Genomic DNA, 14,797 nt, shown 5'->3' with positions numbered 1-14,797 from the left:
CGACGCGCCGCCCGATGGTCGAACCACGTGTCTGCCCACGGCTGGGGGCGATGAGCGGTGCCGAGTTCCGTCACTATCTGAGAGGCAGAAGCATGACTGAGCAATCCAGGGCTCCGCGGCTGCGCGGCGGCCCGCGGGCCGCGTTGGTGTTCGCGGCCGCCGGGCTGCTCGCCGCTGGCGCGGCGGTGACCATGGCGACCTCGGCGAGCGCCGGTACGACGCTCGGGGCGTCGGCGGCGGAGAAGGGCCGCTACTTCGGGACGGCGGTCGCGGCGAACAAGCTCAGCGACTCCACGTACGCGGGGATTCTCCAGCGCGAGTTCAACATGTGTACGCCCGAGAACGAGATGAAGATCGACGCGACCGAGCCGAACCAGAATCAGTTCAGCTTCGGCAACGCCGACGCGATCGTCAGCCGGTGCACCGCCAACGGCGCCCGGATGCGCGGGCACACCCTGGCCTGGCACAGCCAGCAGCCCGGCTGGATGCAGAACATGTCCGGGACCGCGCTGCGCAACGCCATGATCAACCACATCAACGGCGTGATGGCGCACTACAAGGGCAAGATCTACGCCTGGGACGTGGTGAACGAGGCGTTCCAGGACGGCGGCTCCGGCGCCCGGCGGGACTCGAACCTGCAGCGTACCGGCAACGACTGGATCGAGGTGGCGTTCCGTACCGCGCGCGCCGCCGACCCGGCCGCCAAGCTCTGCTACAACGACTACAACACCGACGGGCAGAACGCGAAGTCCAACGCGGTGTACGCGATGGTGCAGGACTTCAAGTCCCGGGGCGTGCCGATCGACTGCGTCGGCTTCCAGGGCCACTTCAACAGCAACTCGCCAGTGACCAGCGACATCCAGGCCAACCTGCAGCGCTTTGCCAACCTGGGCGTGGACGTGCAGTTCACCGAGACGGACATCGAGGGTTCGGGCACCGCGCAGGCCGACAACTACCAGCGGGTCGTGCAGGCGTGCATGAACGTGTCGCGCTGCACCGGCATCACCGTCTGGGGCATCCGGGACTCGGACTCGTGGCGGTCCGGCGGCACCCCGCTGCTGTTCGACTCCAGCGGCAACAAGAAGCCGGCGTACACGGCGGTGCTGAACACGCTCAACGGTGGCAGCCCGACCACGCCGCCGACGAACAACCCGCCCACCACCAACCCGCCGACGAACCCGCCGACCAACCCGCCCACGAACCCGCCCACGAACCCGCCGACCAACCCGCCGGGCCAGGGCGGCTGCTCCGCCTCGGTGTCGTTGCAGACGTGGACCGGTGGCTTCGTGGCGACGGTCCGGGTGACGGCCGGCTCCAGCTCGGTGAACGGCTGGTCCGTGGGCATGACGCTCCCGAGCGGCGCCAGGATCGTGAACGTGTGGAACGCCAGCCAGAGCGCCACCAGCGGCTCGGTCCAGTTCTCCAACGTCAGCTACAACGGCCAGATCGCGGCCGGGCAGTCCACGGAGTTCGGCTTCCAGGCCGACGGCAACGCGAGCACCATGACGCCGACCTGCTCCGCCCGCTGACCTGACCCGGTACCCGGTGCGGGCGGTGCGCCGCCCGCACCGGGTCACGTCTTTTGCGAGCACACTGGCGGTGTGCAGTTACCGATCATGCCGCCGGTGCAGCCGATGCTCGCCAGGCCGGTGCCGGACCTCCCGGCCGCCGGCTGCTACGAGCCGAAGTGGGACGGGTTCCGCTCGATCGTCTTCCGGGACGGCGACGAGGTGGAGATCGGCAGCCGGAACGAGCGGCCGATGACCCGGTACTTCCCGGAACTGGTCGCGGCGTTGCGGTCCGAGTTGCCGGTGCGGTGCGTGGTGGACGGCGAGATCGTCCTGCCCACCCCGCACGGGCTGGACTTCGAGGCGCTCCAGTTGCGCCTGCACCCGGCCGCGTCCCGGGTCGCCCTGCTGGCCGGGCGGACGCCCGCCGCGTTCATCGCGTTCGACCTGCTCGCGATCGGGGACGAGAACCTGACCGGGCGGCCGTTCGCGTACCGCCGCGAACGTCTGGAGCGGGCACTGCGGGACGCGCGTCCCCCGGTGCACGTGACGCCGGCGACCACGGACCGGGCGCTGGCGCTGCGCTGGTTCGAGATCTTCGAGGGCGCCGGCCTGGACGGCGTGATCGCCAAGCCGCTGGACGGCTTGTACGAGCCGGACCGGCGGGTCATGTTCAAGGTCAAACACGTGCGCACCGCGGACTGCGTGGTGGCCGGCTACCGGACGCACAAGAGCGGGCCGGACCGGGTCGGCTCGCTGCTGCTCGGCCTGTACGCCGAGGACGGGTCGCTCGCCTCGGTCGGGGTGATCGGCGCGTTCCCGATGGCCCAGCGCGCCGCCCTGTTCGCCGACCTTCAGCCGCTGGTCACCACGTTCGACCGGCACCCGTGGAGCTGGGCGGGGCAGGTGGCGCCCACCGGCCAGCGGGAGTACGGCTCGCGCTGGAACGCGGGTAAGGATCTCTCGTTCGTGCCGCTGCGCCCGGAGCGGGTGGTCGAGGTCCGCTACGACCACATGGAGGGCAACCGCTTCCGGCACACCGCCCAGTTCGTCCGCTGGCGCCCCGACCGGACCCCACGCTCGTGCACGTTCGCGCAGCTCGACCGCCCGGTTTCGGTCGACCTGAACGACATCGTCCCCGGCCTGCGCCCGCCGGCCTGACGGCGCCCGGCAGTACGGTGGGGCGATGTACGAGACACCACAGGAGGTCGCGGACCTGCAACGGCTGCTGGACGCCTCGCACGGTGCCGCGACGGCGCACCTGCGCGACATCGTGACGGGCGAGGGCGTGCTGACCGCGCGGGATCTCGTCGCGTTGCTGACCGGGATGAAGGTGCTCAGCCTGGCGACGGTCACCGCCGGCGGCGAGCCGCGGATCAGCGCGGTGGACGGTCATTTCCTGCACGGCACCTGGTCGTTCGGGACGAGCGGCGCCGCCGCGAAGGCGCGGCACATGAGGGCCCGCCCGGCGGTCAGCGTCGCCCACGTCGACGGCGAGCGGCTCGCGGTGTTCAGCCATGGCCGGGTGGCGGAGATGGCGCCGTCCGACCCGGACTGGGCCGAGACGATCGGGCACTGGACGGCGCACTACGGCAGTTCGCCGCTGTCCTGGGGCGAGGACGTCCGGATGTACCGCTACCGTCCGCGGTGGATGGTGGGGTACGCGGCGAACCAGGCCGAGCTTCGCACCGATCGGGGCATCAGCCTCGAATAGCCGCGCCACACCGCACCCGGTGACCGCTGCGTGTGGCAGGGTGATCGGATGGCGGAACGGCATTCCGGCGCGGTGACGCCGGCCATCCACACGGAGATCCGGCAGGGCGACTGGGGCGACCGCGACCTGTCCGGCGCCGACCTGGCCAATGTGGCGTTCCTGGACCTGGACCTCGCCGACCTGACCGACGCGGACCTGCGCGGCTCCGACCTGACGGCGCTGGACCCGCGGGCCGCGCAATTGCGGGGTGCCACCATCGACCCCGCGCAGGCCGTCATTATCGCGGGCGCCCTCGGGCTGGTCGTCCGCCCGCTCTGAGCGGGGCCGGCGGGCGGTCAGCGACGGCGGTTGGCGGCGTCCAGCCTGGCCATGATGTCCAGCCACCGCTGCGGCAGGCCCAGGTCGAAGTAGCGGGACTTGAGCAGGATGATCTTCATTTGCCGGTCGGCGAACAGCCCCTCGACGGCGGCGTGTAGCCCGGCCAGGAAGGCGCGCTCGGCCAGCCGGCGGATGGTGCCCGGGGCGATCCGCACCGTCCACTGTGTCATGCCGCGGGCGTCGATCCGGACGGCGCCGTCCGGGGAGCGCCCGACGCCCTCGACCGCGTTCAGCTCCTCCTCGTACGCCCGCTGCTTGGGGTCCGTCGGCGGACGCTCGGCGGCCCTCAGCTCCTCGGCCGTGAGGTTCTGCGACCGGCGGTACGCCTCGGAACGGCCGCGGTGGTACGCCACCCAGGCGGTGCCGCCCAACCGGGCGAGCTGGTGGGCGAGGTCGTCCTCCCGGTAGCGGTCGTAGGCTTCGGGGCGGAACGACACGTCGACCTGCGTGTAGTTGGTCACCCGCGCGGTGATCTGCTGATCGGGTGAGCGGACCTCCACCACCATCCGAGCCAGATAGTCGCTGACCGATGGCACGCCGGGGGTCATGCCTCGCTCGCATCGGCGGCCCGGCGGGCGCGGGCGCGGCGCTTCCCCTCGTGCATCGCCTGCACCCGGGCGACCGGGATGCCACGCCCCTCCTCGACGAGGTCGGCCGGGAGCCGCTGCGGCGCCGGGTAGTCGGCCCACGCGTCGCCCGCGGCCAGCCGCGCCGGTGCCGTGTGGACGGTGAAGTCGCCGGGGGCCACCCGGTCGAGGTCCGCCCAGGGCACCGGGAAGGAGACCGGCGTGCCGGGCCGCAACCGGGGACTGTAGGCGGCCACCACAGTCGCCCCGCCGGCTCGGGTGGAGTCCAGGAAGACCTTGCCGCCCCGGTCCTCACGGATGAACGCCGTCGTGGCGAGGTCCGGGTCGAGGCGCTCGGCCCGGGCGGCGATCGCCCGGGTGGCGGCGGCCGCCGCCTCCGCGTCCACGCCGCCCACCGGCACGAAGATGTGCACGCCCTTGGCGCCGCTGGTCTTGACCACGCCGGCCAGCCCGGCGTCATCCAGCACCCGGCGGATCAGCCCGGCCGCCCGCACCGCCAGCGCGAACGAGTCGCCCTCCGGCGGGTCCAGGTCGAGGACCAGGTGGGTGGGGTGGGCCGGGTCGCCGGCCCGCATGAGCGTCGGGTGGTACTCCACCGCCCGCTGGTTGGCGAACCAGAGCAGCGTCCGGCGGTCGTCGCAGAGCGCGTACGAGATCTCCCGGTGCGACGACTCGGCCCAGTGGCGGACCGACGGCACCCACTCCGGCGTGTACTTCGGCAGGTTCTTCTGCATGAACGGCTGCTGGCCGCGCAGCACCCGGATCACCGACAGCGGCCGGTCCCGCAGGTGGGGGAGGAGGTGGTCGCGGACCGCGTCCAGGTACTCCACCAGCTCCCGCTTGGTGGCGCCCGCGCCGTCGAACAGCGGCTGGTCCAGGTTGCTCAGCGGCACACCGGCCCGGGATTCGCTCATCTGCGCATCATGCCCCGTCCGCCGCCCGCTCGGGGCCGACGTAGGTCCAGGCGCCGTTTTCGCGGACGAACGTGCTGCGCTCCCGCAGCGCGTCGGCGCGACCGTTCTCGCGGTAGTGGGCCCGGAACTCGACGACGCCCGTCCGGTCGAACAGGCCGCCGCCCTCGGTGGCGAGCACCTCGAGGCGGGTCCAGCGCACTCCCGGGTCCGGATCGAGGCGACGCGGCCGGGTGGTGGGGTGCCACGTCCGGCGCAGGTACTCCGCGTCGCCGACGGCGAACGCGCTGAACCGCGAGCGCATCAGCAGTTCGGCGGTGGCGGCCGCGGCGCCCCCGTGGAGGGCGCCGCAGCACTCGTCGTACCCGTGGCCGCTGCCGCAGGGGCATCCGGTGAGCATGCCCCCATTGTGGTACGCGCCCCCGCCGCCGCGTGGCGTCAGCCCGCCGTACGAACGGGGATCGGCGGGGCCGCCTCAGGAGCGTGCGGGGAGTGTGCCGGCGGCTGCACGGACCGCCACGGCCTCGCTGATCGTGGCGGCGGTCCAGAGCCGGCCGAAGTCGGGTCCCAGTCTCTGCCGCGCCACCCGGGCAACCTAGCCCAACGGTCCGGCGGGCCGCGCGTCACTCGCCGGCGAGCAGTTCCTCGAAGCTCGTCGTGAGGGCGAACGGGTCGGCCGGGGCGGCCGGTTCGCGGCGGGCGATCTGGTCGGCGAGTTCGCGGCCCGCGCGGCCGATGCGGGCGTTCAGCGGCCCGGTGGCGGTGGCCCCCGCCCAGTCCTCCGGTGCGGCGAACACGGACGTTGGCACGACCACGGCGCGCAGGTGGGCGAACAGCGGGCGCAGCGCGTGCTCCAGCGCCAGCGAGTGCCGGGCGGTGCCGCCGGTCGCCGCGATCAGCACCGGCTTGTCCACCAGCGCCGCGTCGTCCAGCACGTCGAAGAACAGCTTGAACAGGCCGCTGTACGAGGCGTTGAAGACCGGCGTGACGGCGATCAGCCCGGCCGCGCCGCGGACCGCGTCGGCGGTGGGCTGGAGCGCGGCCGGCGGGAAGCCGGTGAGCAGGTTGTTCACCAGGTCGTGGGCGTGGTCCCGCAGGTCGACCGGGTGCGGTCGGGCCGCGACGCCGCGGTGCTCGAGGTCCGCGCGGGTGGCGGCGGCGAGCTGGTCGGCCAGCAGCCGGGTGGACGAGGGCTGGCCGATCCCCGCCGAGATCACCGCGATGGTCCGCTCGCTCATCGCCGCGCCTCCGTCTCCGGGGTCGTGCGGGCGGCGGTTCGCAGCGAGGCGTGCGTCGGCGCGTCCGGGACGTGTGCCGGCCGCCCGGTCGCGAACTCCTTGCGCAGGACCGGCACGACCTGCTCGCCCAGGATGTCCAGCTGCTCCAGGACCGTCTTCAGCGGCAGCCCGGCGTGGTCGATCAGGAACAGTTGGCGCTGGTAGTCGCCGACGTACCGGCGGAACGACAGGGTCCGGTCGATGACCTGCTGCGGGCTGCCCACGGTCAGCGGCGTTTCCCGGCTGAAGTCCTCCAGCGACGGGCCGTGCCCGTACACCGGGGCGTTGTCGAAGTACGGCCGGAACTCGCGGACCGCGTCCTGCGAGTTGGGGCGCATGAAGACCTGGCCGCCGAGGCCCACGATGGCCTGGTCGGCGGAGCCGTGGCCGTAGTGCTCGAAGCGCTGCCGGTACAGGCCGACCATGCGCTGGGTGTGCTGCTTGGGCCAGAAGATGTGGTTGGCGAAGAAGCCGTCGCCGTAGTAGGCGGCCTGCTCGGCGATCTCGGGGCTGCGGATGGAGCCGTGCCAGACGAACGGCGGCACGCCGTCCAGCGGGCGCGGCGTCGAGGTGAACGACTGGAGCGGTGTACGGAACTTGCCCTCCCAGTCGACCACGTCCTCGCGCCACAGCCGGTGCAGCAGCGCGTAGTTCTCGACCGCCAGCGCGATACCGTTGCGGATGTCCTGGCCGAACCAGGGGTAGACCGGCCCGGTGTTGCCGCGCCCCATCATCAGGTCGACGCGGCCGCCCGCGAGATGCTGGAGCATCGCGTAGTCCTCGGCGATCTTCACCGGGTCGTTCGTGGTGATCAGCGTGGTGGCCGTGGACAGCAGCAGGCGCTCGGTGCGGGCCGCGATGTAGCCGAGCATCGTGGTGGGGGAGGAGGGCACGAACGGCGGGTTGTGGTGCTCGCCGGTGGCGAACACGTCGAGCCCGACCTCCTCGGCCTTCAGCGCGATCGCCACCATCGCCTTGATCCGCTCGGCCTCGGTCGACACCCGGCCGGTGGTCGGGTCCGGCGTGACGTCGCCGACGGTAAAGACCCCAAACTGCATCGTTGCGCTCCGCGTCCGATCGTGGTTCAGCTTCCTACACCCCACCCAACATAGTTGACGCGTCAACAATTCCCCCGGCGCCGCCCGTCCGCTGGGCCCCGGTGGTAGTGGTGCCCGTGGCGCGGGTTCCATCCGCCCGACCGTGGCGGGCGGGGGAGGGGGTGTTCAGGACGTTGCGGTCCTCCAGCCGGGCCAGCATTAGGTGGCGTCCGGCGCTGCCCCTGTCGGGCCCTGCGGCGCGGCGGTCACCCGGGCGAGGAACCGCTCGGCCACGTCGACCGTCTCGGCCGCGGTCCACTCCAGCGCCGGCTCCGCGACCGTCACCTCCGCCATCGCCACGCCGGGCACGTCCGTCTCCGACCAGCGGTCGACGAACAGAACCCGCTCCTGCTCGGCCATCTCCAGCGCCGCCGCGTTCAGCGCCCCGGCCGAATGGGGCAGCCACAGCCGGAACTGGTGGGTGTGCGGCGGCTCCGGGAACACCCGCGCGCCGGGTACCTGGGCCAGCGCCTTGGCCACCACCGCCGCGTGCGCCACGAGTTCCGGCAGCCGGGGTAGGTGCGCCGCCAGGCCGTGCAGGGCGCTCAGCGCCGCCGGCCACTGCTCGAACACCTGCCCGCCGTACCGGTGCCGCCACGCCTTCGCGTACCCGCCCAGTTCCGCCGGGCCGGCGAGGACGGCGCCCGAGAGCCCACCGAGCGACTTGTAGAACGAGACATAGACGCTGTCCGCGAGCGCGGCGGCCTCGGGCAGCGGCTGCCCAAGGTGGCTTGTGGACTCCCACAGCCGCGCCCCGTCAACGTGCACCCACGCGCCACGTTCCCGGGCGGCACCCACCACGGCGACCAGTTCGTCCCAGGTGGGCAGCACGAAGCCCGCCTCCCGCAGCGGCAGTTCGAGCAGCAGCACCGAGAACGGCTCGCCCAGCCCGGCCACCTCGGCGGCGGTGGGCTGGCGCGGCGCCGTCGTCGGCCACACCGCCGCCAGGCCGCCCAGCCGCGCGTACGCGTGCCGCTCGTGCACCTCCAGGTGCCCCAGCGGGTGCATCGCCACCACCGGTTCGCCGTCGTGGGTCCAGTACCGCAGGGCCACCTGCTGGGCCATCGTCCCGGTCGGGAAGAACGTCGCGGACGCGGTACCGAGTAACTCCCGCACCCGCTCCTCGAGCGCCGCGACCGGCCCGTCCCCGTACCGGTCCGGCCAGCCGTCCAGTTCGGACCGGCCCGCGATGGCGGCCAGCCGCTCCCGCATCGTCTCCGGCCGGACGCCGGACAACACACGCGTGCAGGCCCGCACCGCCGCGAGGCGGCGCTCCCGCTCGTCGTCGCTCATGCGCCGAATCTACCGGCGCCGCCCGCTGCCCGCCCTCGCTTATCGCCGCTGCTCCGCGAGCCCCGACCCGGTGACACAAGTACCGGGACATCGCCGTGACACATCTACCGGGACATGACAGCCGTTTTCTGGCGGTGTTGGTACCAAGATCTCGTCGGTGGGCCCGCGCCAACGCTCAACGCCTACGCCCCCGAGGGCAACTCGGCCGCCAACTGGTCCAGTTCGGCGCCGCCGGCCATCAGCCGGGTCAGATCCTCCCGGGTGATGTCGGCCCTGCCGAAGTCCCCCATGCTGCGACCGCGGTTGAGCAGCAGGAAGCGGTCGCCGACCGGGTACGCGTGGTGGGGGTTGTGGGTGATGAAGACGACCGCCAGCCCGCGCTCGCGGGCCCGGGCGATGTACCGCAGCACCACGCCGGCCTGCTTCACGCCGAGCGCGGAGGTCGGCTCGTCCAGGATGAGGACGCGGGCGCCGAAGTACACCGCGCGGGCGATGGCCACGGACTGGCGCTCGCCGCCGGAGAGCTGGCCGACGGGCTGGTCGGGGTCGCGAATGTCGATGCCCATGGCGCGCAGTTCCGCGCGGGTGGTGCGCTTGGCGAAGCCGACGTCGAACCGGCGGAACGGGCCCCACCCCGTTGTCGGTTCGGCGCCGAGGAAGAAGTTCCGCCAGACCGACATGAGCGGGATCAGCGACAGGTCCTGATGGACGGTGGCGATGCCGCGGTCCAGGGCGTCGCGCGGGCTAGCGAAGGCCACCGGCTCGCCGTCGTACAGCAGCCGGCCGGAGTCGGGCTGGTGCACGCCGGAGAGTAGCTTGATGAAGGTGGACTTGCCGGCGCCGTTGTCGCCCAGGACGCAGGTGACGGAGCCGGCGTGCACCTCGGTGGAGACGCCGTGCAGGGCGACGATCGACCCGTACGTCTTGCCGACGTCGCGGACGGCGAGCAGCGGCCCGGTCATCGCTTGGCCCGTTCGGCGTGCCGGCGGATGTAGTGGTTCAGCAGCGTCGCGATCAGCAGCAGGGTGCCGAGGAAGGCCATGAACCAGTCGCTGTCCCAGCCGGCGAAGACGATGCCCTGCTGCGCCATGCCGAAGATGAGCGCGCCGGCCGCCGCCCCGACCGCCGAGCCGTAGCCGCCGGTGAGCAGGCAGCCGCCGATCACCGCGGCGATGATGTACTGGAACTCCTGGCCGATGCCGGCGTTGGCCTGCATCGAGGTGAGCCGCACCACCGCCATCGCGCCGACCAGCGCGGCGCCGGTCGACACGGTCATGAACAGGAAGATCTTGGTGCGCGCGGTGGGCACCCCGACGTTGCGCGCGCCGGCCGCGCCGCCGCCCACCGCGAAGATCCAGTTTCCGGGACGGGTGCGCAGCAGCACCCAGGTCGCGGCCGCGGTGATGAGCAGCCACCACAGGATGGTGACCCGGTAGTGGCCGCCGGCGATGCGGACCGTGCTGGCCAGCACCATGTCGGCCCAGTGGTAGCCGGCGGCCCGGGTCAGCCCGCCGACCTGGACGGTGCCGGTGACCAGCTTGGTGATGCCCAGGTTCAGCCCCTGCAGGACGAGGAACGTGCCCAGCGTGACGATGAAGCTGGGCAGCCCGGTGTGCACGACGATCAGCCCGTTGGCCAGCCCGACCAGCGCGCCGGCGACCAGGGCGATCGCGATGGCCAGCCCGATGTGCAGGCCGGCCCGGGTGCTGAGGATGGCGATCAGCAGCCCGGAACTGGCGGTCATCACGCCGGCGGACAGGTCGAACTCGCCGCCGATCATCAGCAGCGCCACGACCACCGCCATGATGCCGAGCGTCGCCGCCGGGTCCAGCACGTTGGCGAAGCCGGTCGCGGTGGCGAACGCGTCGGTGTACGAGGCGAAGAACGCGAAGACCGCGACCGCGCCGCAGACCGCGGACAGTTCGGGCCGGGACAGGAGGCGGCGGCCCAGGCCGGTGGGTCTGAGCCGCTCGTCTCGGGCCGCCGTGGCGGTGGCCATGCGCTACCTCGTCCCTGCCGCGGCCAACTGCTTGACCTGCTCGACGTTCTCCTTGGTGACGTAGCCGGGGCCGGTGAGCACCGGCAGCCCGCCGCCGACCGTGTTGCCGTTGGTGATGTACAGCTTCAGCATCACGATCGGCAGGTAGCCCTGGAGGTACTGCTGCTGGTCCACGGCGAACAGGACGTCGCCGGCACCGATGGCGTCGGCGACGTCCCCGTTGAGGTCGAAGGTGGCGACCTTCGCGGCCGACCCGGCCGACTTCACCGCGGCGGTCGCGGCCATCGCGACGGCCGGGTTCAGCGTCAGCACACCGTCGATGGACTTGTCCTGCTGGAGCTTCGCGGAGATGGTGTTCTGCGCGGCGGCGACATCGCTGATCTTCACCTGGAGGTTCTCCACGGTGCCGCCGAGCTTGCTCTTCGCGCCCGCGCAGCGCTGCTCCAGGCCGACGTTGCCGGCCTCGTGCACGACGCAGATTAGGTGCTTGACGCCCGCCTCGGCGAGCTTGCCGCCCGCGCCCTGCCCGGCGACCGTCTCGTCCTGGCCGACGTGCGCGATCGCGCCGAACGCGGCGGACTGCGACTGTCCGGAGTTGATGGTGACGACCGGGATGCCGGCCGCCACCGCCTTGGCGATCGGTTCGCGCAGCGCGTCCGGGTTGGCCATCGAGACCACCAGCCCGGAGACCTTCTGGCTGACTGCGCCGTCAATCAGGGTGGCCTGCTGCGCCGGGTCGCCGTTGCCGTCGTACCTGACGGTGATGCCCTGGTCCTTGCCGGCCGCCTCGGCGCCCTTCTTCACCACGTCCCAGAACGCGTCGCCGGCCGAGGCGTGGGTGACGACGGCGAACGTGTAGCCGCCACCGGCGGGGGCGTCCGCCCCGGCGGAGCCGTTCGGGGTGGCCGGCTCGTTCGAGCCGGTGCAGCCGGCCGCGACCAGCAGGGTCAGCGCGGCCAACGCGGCCAGCGTGGCGGCCGACCGGGTCCGTGCCTTCATGTCTCCTCCAGCGGGGGTGTGGCGGCGCAGGTGGTGGGCTGCGCGCGCGGCGACGGCGGTCAGGGGTTCCTGCGCCATCATGGTGCACCGCCGGTCGCGATGCTCACCGGCGGGCCCGTTCCACCTCGGCGACGGCGACCCGGCGCCCGGAGCGCCAGGAACGGGTCGCGGCCTCCGCGATCATCATCGCCCGCAGGGCGTCCCGCGGTGTGCACGGGTTCGACACCCGGCCGGCGGCGACCGCCAGGAAGGTGCGCATCTCCGCCTCGTACGCGGTGGAGAAGCGTGCCAGGAAGCCCGGGTACGGGGTGCCGCCGGGCCACGGCGACGGGGGCGCCGTCGGCAGTGGAGCGTGCTCGTCCAGGCCGGCCACCATCGTCCCGGCCGACCCGCACACCTCCAGCCGCACGTCGTACCCCGCGCCGTTGTACCGGGTCGCGGTGCACACGGCGAGAGTCCCGTCGTCGAGGGTCAACACGGCGGCGGCGGTGTCCACGTCGCCGGCCTCGCCGAAGAACCGGGCGCCCCGGTTCGACCCGGTCGCGTACACGTCCACCACCTCCCGCCCGGTCACGTACCGGATCGCGTCGTAGTCGTGCACCCCGCAGTCGTGGAAGATCCCGCCGGAGGTGGGGATGTAACCCGCGTGCGGCGGCGCCGGGTCGCTGGTGCAGGCGCGCAGCGTGTGCAGCCAACCCAGCTTGCCGGCGCCCACCGCCTCCCGGATCGCCTGGTACCCGGGGTCGAACCGGCGCTGGAAACCCACCTGGACGGGCACCCGGGCGCGGGCGAGGTCGACGACGAGCCGCCGTGCGGCGGCCACCTCGTCGGCGATGGGCTTCTCGCAGAACACCGGGATGCCGGCGGTGACCGCCGCCCGGATCAGCGCGTCGTGTTCCGGTGTGGGCGCCGCGACGACCACCGCGTCCGGCCGGGCGGCGAACAGGTCCGTGACGGAGGCCGCCGCGACCGCGCCGACCCCCGCCGCCGCCACGGCGGCCCGCCGGCCGTCCAGGTCGGCGATGAACAGCGGCTCCACCTCGGGGAGGGCGGCCAGCGTTCCGGCGTGCACCATCCCGATCCGACCGACGCCGATGAGGCCAACCCGCACGTCCGCCTCCCACCCAGGCCGTACCGAGTAGGTTCCCAAATGTAAGCACCGGTTGGACCCTTTGTCTATACATCCGGACCTTTGCCAACCGGCGTGCACGGCCGGCTGACGCTCCCGGATGTCGATCAGTGAGGTGGCCTTGCCCCCCGGCGGGTGGGTCGCGGCGCAAGGCCCGACGACCCCGGCCGTGCAGCGGGTCGTCGGGTGGTTCGGGCCCGACTCTGCTTCCATATAGGAAACACCACCCCCTTACACGCGCCCTGGGCCCCGTGCCCTGGGCCTCGCGGTCGTCAGCGCCGTCGGCGGTGGCCGCGTTGGCAGCGGCAGCGGTGGATGGTGATATGTATCTGTTGAGGACCGTGCGTGCCGCGCACTATGTGTGCGTGACACGCACAGGCTTTCACTGAAGTACACGCTCCTCCGGCCCGCTCACGCCGGACCACAGTGGGCGCGAGATCCTGGTAAGACACGCCGACTTTCGACTTTCTGACCGGTCCGGTACCAAGATCTGCCGCCCGCGCCCGCCGCCGAGACCGAGCGATAGGTCCGGGTGAGCGTCCTCGGGCCGGCGCAGGGCGGTCAACTCCAGCCGTAGCCGTCCCGCAGCGCATGGGCGACCACGTCGAACCGGCGCCGGTCCAGGATCGCCCCCTCGCGGCGGATGCCCATCTCCGCCACCGTGAGCACCCGGTCCAGCCGCACCCAACTGGGCCGCGCCTCCCGGTCCCACGCGCCGGTGCCGAGCGCCAGCCAGTTCCGTTGGCCGTCCCGATCCTGCTGGCTGGAGAGCATCAGGCCGAGCAGAATGTCGCCGTCCCGGCCCACCACGAGCACGGGGCGGTCCTTGCCCAGGTTCGGCTCGTCCTCGTACGCCACCCACGTCCACACCACCTCGCCCGGGTCCGCCCGGCCGTCGAGCTCCGGAGAGTAGACGAGCTTCCGGCGTACCCGTGCGGTCGGCAGCGGGCGTGCGCTGGGGCTCTTGAGCGGGCGGCGAGGGGTTACCCGGCTGCCGACGCGGCTCAGCACCGCCGTCACGCCGGACCAGAGTCTGCTCACCGGCGCACCCTAACGGGCGGTGTCGCCATCCTCCAGCCAGGCAACGAGCCGGGGGGCGCCAGCGACGCCAGAAGGTCCTGATAGCCCGCCAGATCATCGGGGGTGAGGACCTAGCGCGGGCCGGTCTCCTCAACGACCTCGAACTCGAGCAGGCTGGCGCCGGTCGCCACCGGCTGGCCCTGGTCGCCGTGGGCGGCGCGGGCCGGTCCCGAGGCCCAGGCCCGGAACGCCTCCTCGCTCTCCCACTTCGTGTAGACGAAGTACCGCCGCTCGTCGCCGACCGGGCGCAGCAGTTCGAAGCCGAGGAAGCCGGGCTGCCCCTCGACGGCGTGCCGGCGGTTGGCGAAGCGGCGTTCCAGTTCGGGGCCGGCACCCTCGGGCACCTCGATGGCATTGATTTTCACGACGGCCATGGCCTCGAATCTACCCCCGCTCCAGGTCGCTCAGGCGGGCGATGTTCTCCGCCTCGGACGGGTCGGCGGCGGGGCCGGCGAGGAACGCGTCCACCACCTCGACGGCGACGTCCGGTGCGAGCCGCTTGAGGCTGAGCGCGAGCACGTTCGCGTCGTTCCAGAGCCGGCTGTGGCGGGCGATCCACGGTTCCCACGCCAGGGCGGCCCGCACCCCGGGGACCTTGTTCGCGGCGATGGCGGTGCCGGTGCCGGTCCAGCACATGACGACGCCGAGGTCGGCGCGCCCGTCCACCACGGCCCGACCGACCGCCGCGCCGATCTCCGGCCACTGCCGGGCGGTGGTCGCGGCGACGACCTCGTGGCCGGCGCCGGCCAGGTGTTCCCGCACCGCCCGGGTGGTCTCGTTCTCGTCGTCGGTACCGAAAGCGATCCGCATACCCCTCATCCTGCA

The 14,797-nt window shown here is 72.7% G+C and carries 17 protein-coding genes; 4 read left to right on the top strand and 13 right to left on the bottom strand.

The window, feature by feature from the left end:
* Window positions 1–92 precede the first annotated feature (92 nt).
* From KJS59_RS09870 to KJS59_RS09855, 4 genes are all read left to right on the top strand, one after another.
* A complete protein-coding gene (locus KJS59_RS09870; protein WP_213452301.1) occupies window positions 93–1,529 on the top strand; it encodes an endo-1,4-beta-xylanase in 1,437 nt (478 codons plus the stop codon).
* Between the two features lie 72 nt (window positions 1,530–1,601).
* Window positions 1,602–2,669: an ATP-dependent DNA ligase gene (locus KJS59_RS09865; protein WP_213452299.1), complete on the top strand. Its 1,068-nt coding sequence runs from the start codon at window positions 1,602–1,604 to the stop codon at window positions 2,667–2,669.
* Between the two features lie 25 nt (window positions 2,670–2,694).
* Window positions 2,695–3,222, top strand: coding sequence for a pyridoxamine 5'-phosphate oxidase family protein (locus KJS59_RS09860; protein ID WP_213452297.1), 528 nt, complete (start codon window positions 2,695–2,697; stop codon window positions 3,220–3,222).
* Between the two features lie 48 nt (window positions 3,223–3,270).
* On the top strand, window positions 3,271–3,540 hold the full coding sequence (locus KJS59_RS09855) for a pentapeptide repeat-containing protein (RefSeq protein ID WP_213452295.1): 270 nt from the start codon (window positions 3,271–3,273) through the stop codon (window positions 3,538–3,540).
* A gap of 17 nt (window positions 3,541–3,557) precedes the next feature.
* On the opposite strand, the gene KJS59_RS09850 is transcribed toward KJS59_RS09855, so the two are convergent.
* From KJS59_RS09850 to KJS59_RS09790, 13 genes are all read right to left on the bottom strand, one after another.
* Complete coding sequence (locus KJS59_RS09850; RefSeq protein WP_213452293.1) at window positions 3,558–4,148, bottom strand: hypothetical protein; 591 nt, start codon at window positions 4,146–4,148, stop codon at window positions 3,558–3,560.
* Entirely contained in the window at window positions 4,145–5,101 is a 957-nt protein-coding gene (locus KJS59_RS09845) for a DNA polymerase domain-containing protein (protein ID WP_213452291.1), read from the bottom strand. Before KJS59_RS09845 ends, KJS59_RS09850 begins: the two co-directional genes overlap by 4 nt.
* 7 nt (window positions 5,102–5,108) lie before the next feature.
* Window positions 5,109–5,498: a YchJ family protein gene (locus KJS59_RS09840; RefSeq protein ID WP_213452289.1), complete on the bottom strand. Its 390-nt coding sequence runs from the start codon at window positions 5,496–5,498 to the stop codon at window positions 5,109–5,111.
* Between the two features lie 223 nt (window positions 5,499–5,721).
* Window positions 5,722–6,336: an FMN reductase gene (locus KJS59_RS09835; protein ID WP_213452287.1), complete on the bottom strand. Its 615-nt coding sequence runs from the start codon at window positions 6,334–6,336 to the stop codon at window positions 5,722–5,724.
* Entirely contained in the window at window positions 6,333–7,433 is a 1,101-nt protein-coding gene (locus KJS59_RS09830; RefSeq protein WP_213452285.1) for an LLM class flavin-dependent oxidoreductase, read from the bottom strand. Before KJS59_RS09830 ends, KJS59_RS09835 begins: the two co-directional genes overlap by 4 nt.
* A 198-nt stretch (window positions 7,434–7,631) precedes the next feature.
* Window positions 7,632–8,765, bottom strand: coding sequence for a threonine aldolase family protein (locus KJS59_RS09825; RefSeq protein ID WP_213452283.1), 1,134 nt, complete (start codon window positions 8,763–8,765; stop codon window positions 7,632–7,634).
* Between the two features lie 182 nt (window positions 8,766–8,947).
* A complete protein-coding gene (locus KJS59_RS09820; protein ID WP_213452281.1) occupies window positions 8,948–9,727 on the bottom strand; it encodes an ATP-binding cassette domain-containing protein in 780 nt (259 codons plus the stop codon).
* Window positions 9,724–10,764, bottom strand: coding sequence for an ABC transporter permease (locus KJS59_RS09815; RefSeq protein ID WP_213452279.1), 1,041 nt, complete (start codon window positions 10,762–10,764; stop codon window positions 9,724–9,726). The genes KJS59_RS09820 and KJS59_RS09815 overlap by 4 nt, the downstream gene beginning before the upstream one ends.
* A gap of 3 nt (window positions 10,765–10,767) precedes the next feature.
* Window positions 10,768–11,763 carry a sugar ABC transporter substrate-binding protein gene (locus tag KJS59_RS09810; protein WP_213452276.1) on the bottom strand — a complete coding sequence of 332 codons (996 nt, stop codon included), beginning with the start codon at window positions 11,761–11,763 and terminating at the stop codon, window positions 10,768–10,770.
* 103 nt (window positions 11,764–11,866) lie between these two features.
* Window positions 11,867–12,874 carry a Gfo/Idh/MocA family protein gene (locus tag KJS59_RS09805; RefSeq protein ID WP_213452274.1) on the bottom strand — a complete coding sequence of 336 codons (1,008 nt, stop codon included), beginning with the start codon at window positions 12,872–12,874 and terminating at the stop codon, window positions 11,867–11,869.
* A gap of 579 nt (window positions 12,875–13,453) precedes the next feature.
* Window positions 13,454–13,837: a type II toxin-antitoxin system PemK/MazF family toxin gene (locus KJS59_RS09800; protein WP_376771148.1), complete on the bottom strand. Its 384-nt coding sequence runs from the start codon at window positions 13,835–13,837 to the stop codon at window positions 13,454–13,456.
* A gap of 206 nt (window positions 13,838–14,043) precedes the next feature.
* Entirely contained in the window at window positions 14,044–14,346 is a 303-nt protein-coding gene (locus KJS59_RS09795; protein WP_213452272.1) for an antibiotic biosynthesis monooxygenase family protein, read from the bottom strand.
* A gap of 10 nt (window positions 14,347–14,356) precedes the next feature.
* Entirely contained in the window at window positions 14,357–14,782 is a 426-nt protein-coding gene (locus KJS59_RS09790; RefSeq protein WP_213452270.1) for an RpiB/LacA/LacB family sugar-phosphate isomerase, read from the bottom strand.
* Window positions 14,783–14,797 lie beyond the last annotated feature (15 nt).

Origin of the sequence: Rhizomonospora bruguierae, from assembly GCF_018397995.1 — a bacterium.
In the GTDB taxonomy this organism is placed as follows: Bacteria; Actinomycetota; Actinomycetes; order Mycobacteriales; family Micromonosporaceae; genus Rhizomonospora; species Rhizomonospora bruguierae.
This window is presented reverse-complemented; position numbering and strand designations above follow the sequence as displayed.

Coding starts and splice junctions, on each gene's coding strand:
- KJS59_RS09870 (WP_213452301.1), top strand. CDS start 93: ATGACTGAGCAATCCAGGGCTCCGCGGCTGCGCGGCGGCCCGCGGGCC.
- KJS59_RS09860 (WP_213452297.1), top strand. CDS start 2,695: ATGTACGAGACACCACAGGAGGTCGCGGACCTGCAACGGCTGCTGGAC.
- KJS59_RS09855 (WP_213452295.1), top strand. CDS start 3,271: ATGGCGGAACGGCATTCCGGCGCGGTGACGCCGGCCATCCACACGGAG.
- KJS59_RS09850 (WP_213452293.1), bottom strand. CDS start 4,148: ATGACCCCCGGCGTGCCATCGGTCAGCGACTATCTGGCTCGGATGGTG.
- KJS59_RS09845 (WP_213452291.1), bottom strand. CDS start 5,101: ATGAGCGAATCCCGGGCCGGTGTGCCGCTGAGCAACCTGGACCAGCCG.
- KJS59_RS09840 (WP_213452289.1), bottom strand. CDS start 5,498: ATGCTCACCGGATGCCCCTGCGGCAGCGGCCACGGGTACGACGAGTGC.
- KJS59_RS09835 (WP_213452287.1), bottom strand. CDS start 6,336: ATGAGCGAGCGGACCATCGCGGTGATCTCGGCGGGGATCGGCCAGCCC.
- KJS59_RS09830 (WP_213452285.1), bottom strand. CDS start 7,433: ATGCAGTTTGGGGTCTTTACCGTCGGCGACGTCACGCCGGACCCGACC.
- KJS59_RS09825 (WP_213452283.1), bottom strand. CDS start 8,765: ATGAGCGACGACGAGCGGGAGCGCCGCCTCGCGGCGGTGCGGGCCTGC.
- KJS59_RS09820 (WP_213452281.1), bottom strand. CDS start 9,727: ATGACCGGGCCGCTGCTCGCCGTCCGCGACGTCGGCAAGACGTACGGG.
- KJS59_RS09815 (WP_213452279.1), bottom strand. CDS start 10,764: ATGGCCACCGCCACGGCGGCCCGAGACGAGCGGCTCAGACCCACCGGC.
- KJS59_RS09810 (WP_213452276.1), bottom strand. CDS start 11,763: ATGAAGGCACGGACCCGGTCGGCCGCCACGCTGGCCGCGTTGGCCGCG.
- KJS59_RS09795 (WP_213452272.1), bottom strand. CDS start 14,346: ATGGCCGTCGTGAAAATCAATGCCATCGAGGTGCCCGAGGGTGCCGGC.
- KJS59_RS09790 (WP_213452270.1), bottom strand. CDS start 14,782: ATGCGGATCGCTTTCGGTACCGACGACGAGAACGAGACCACCCGGGCG.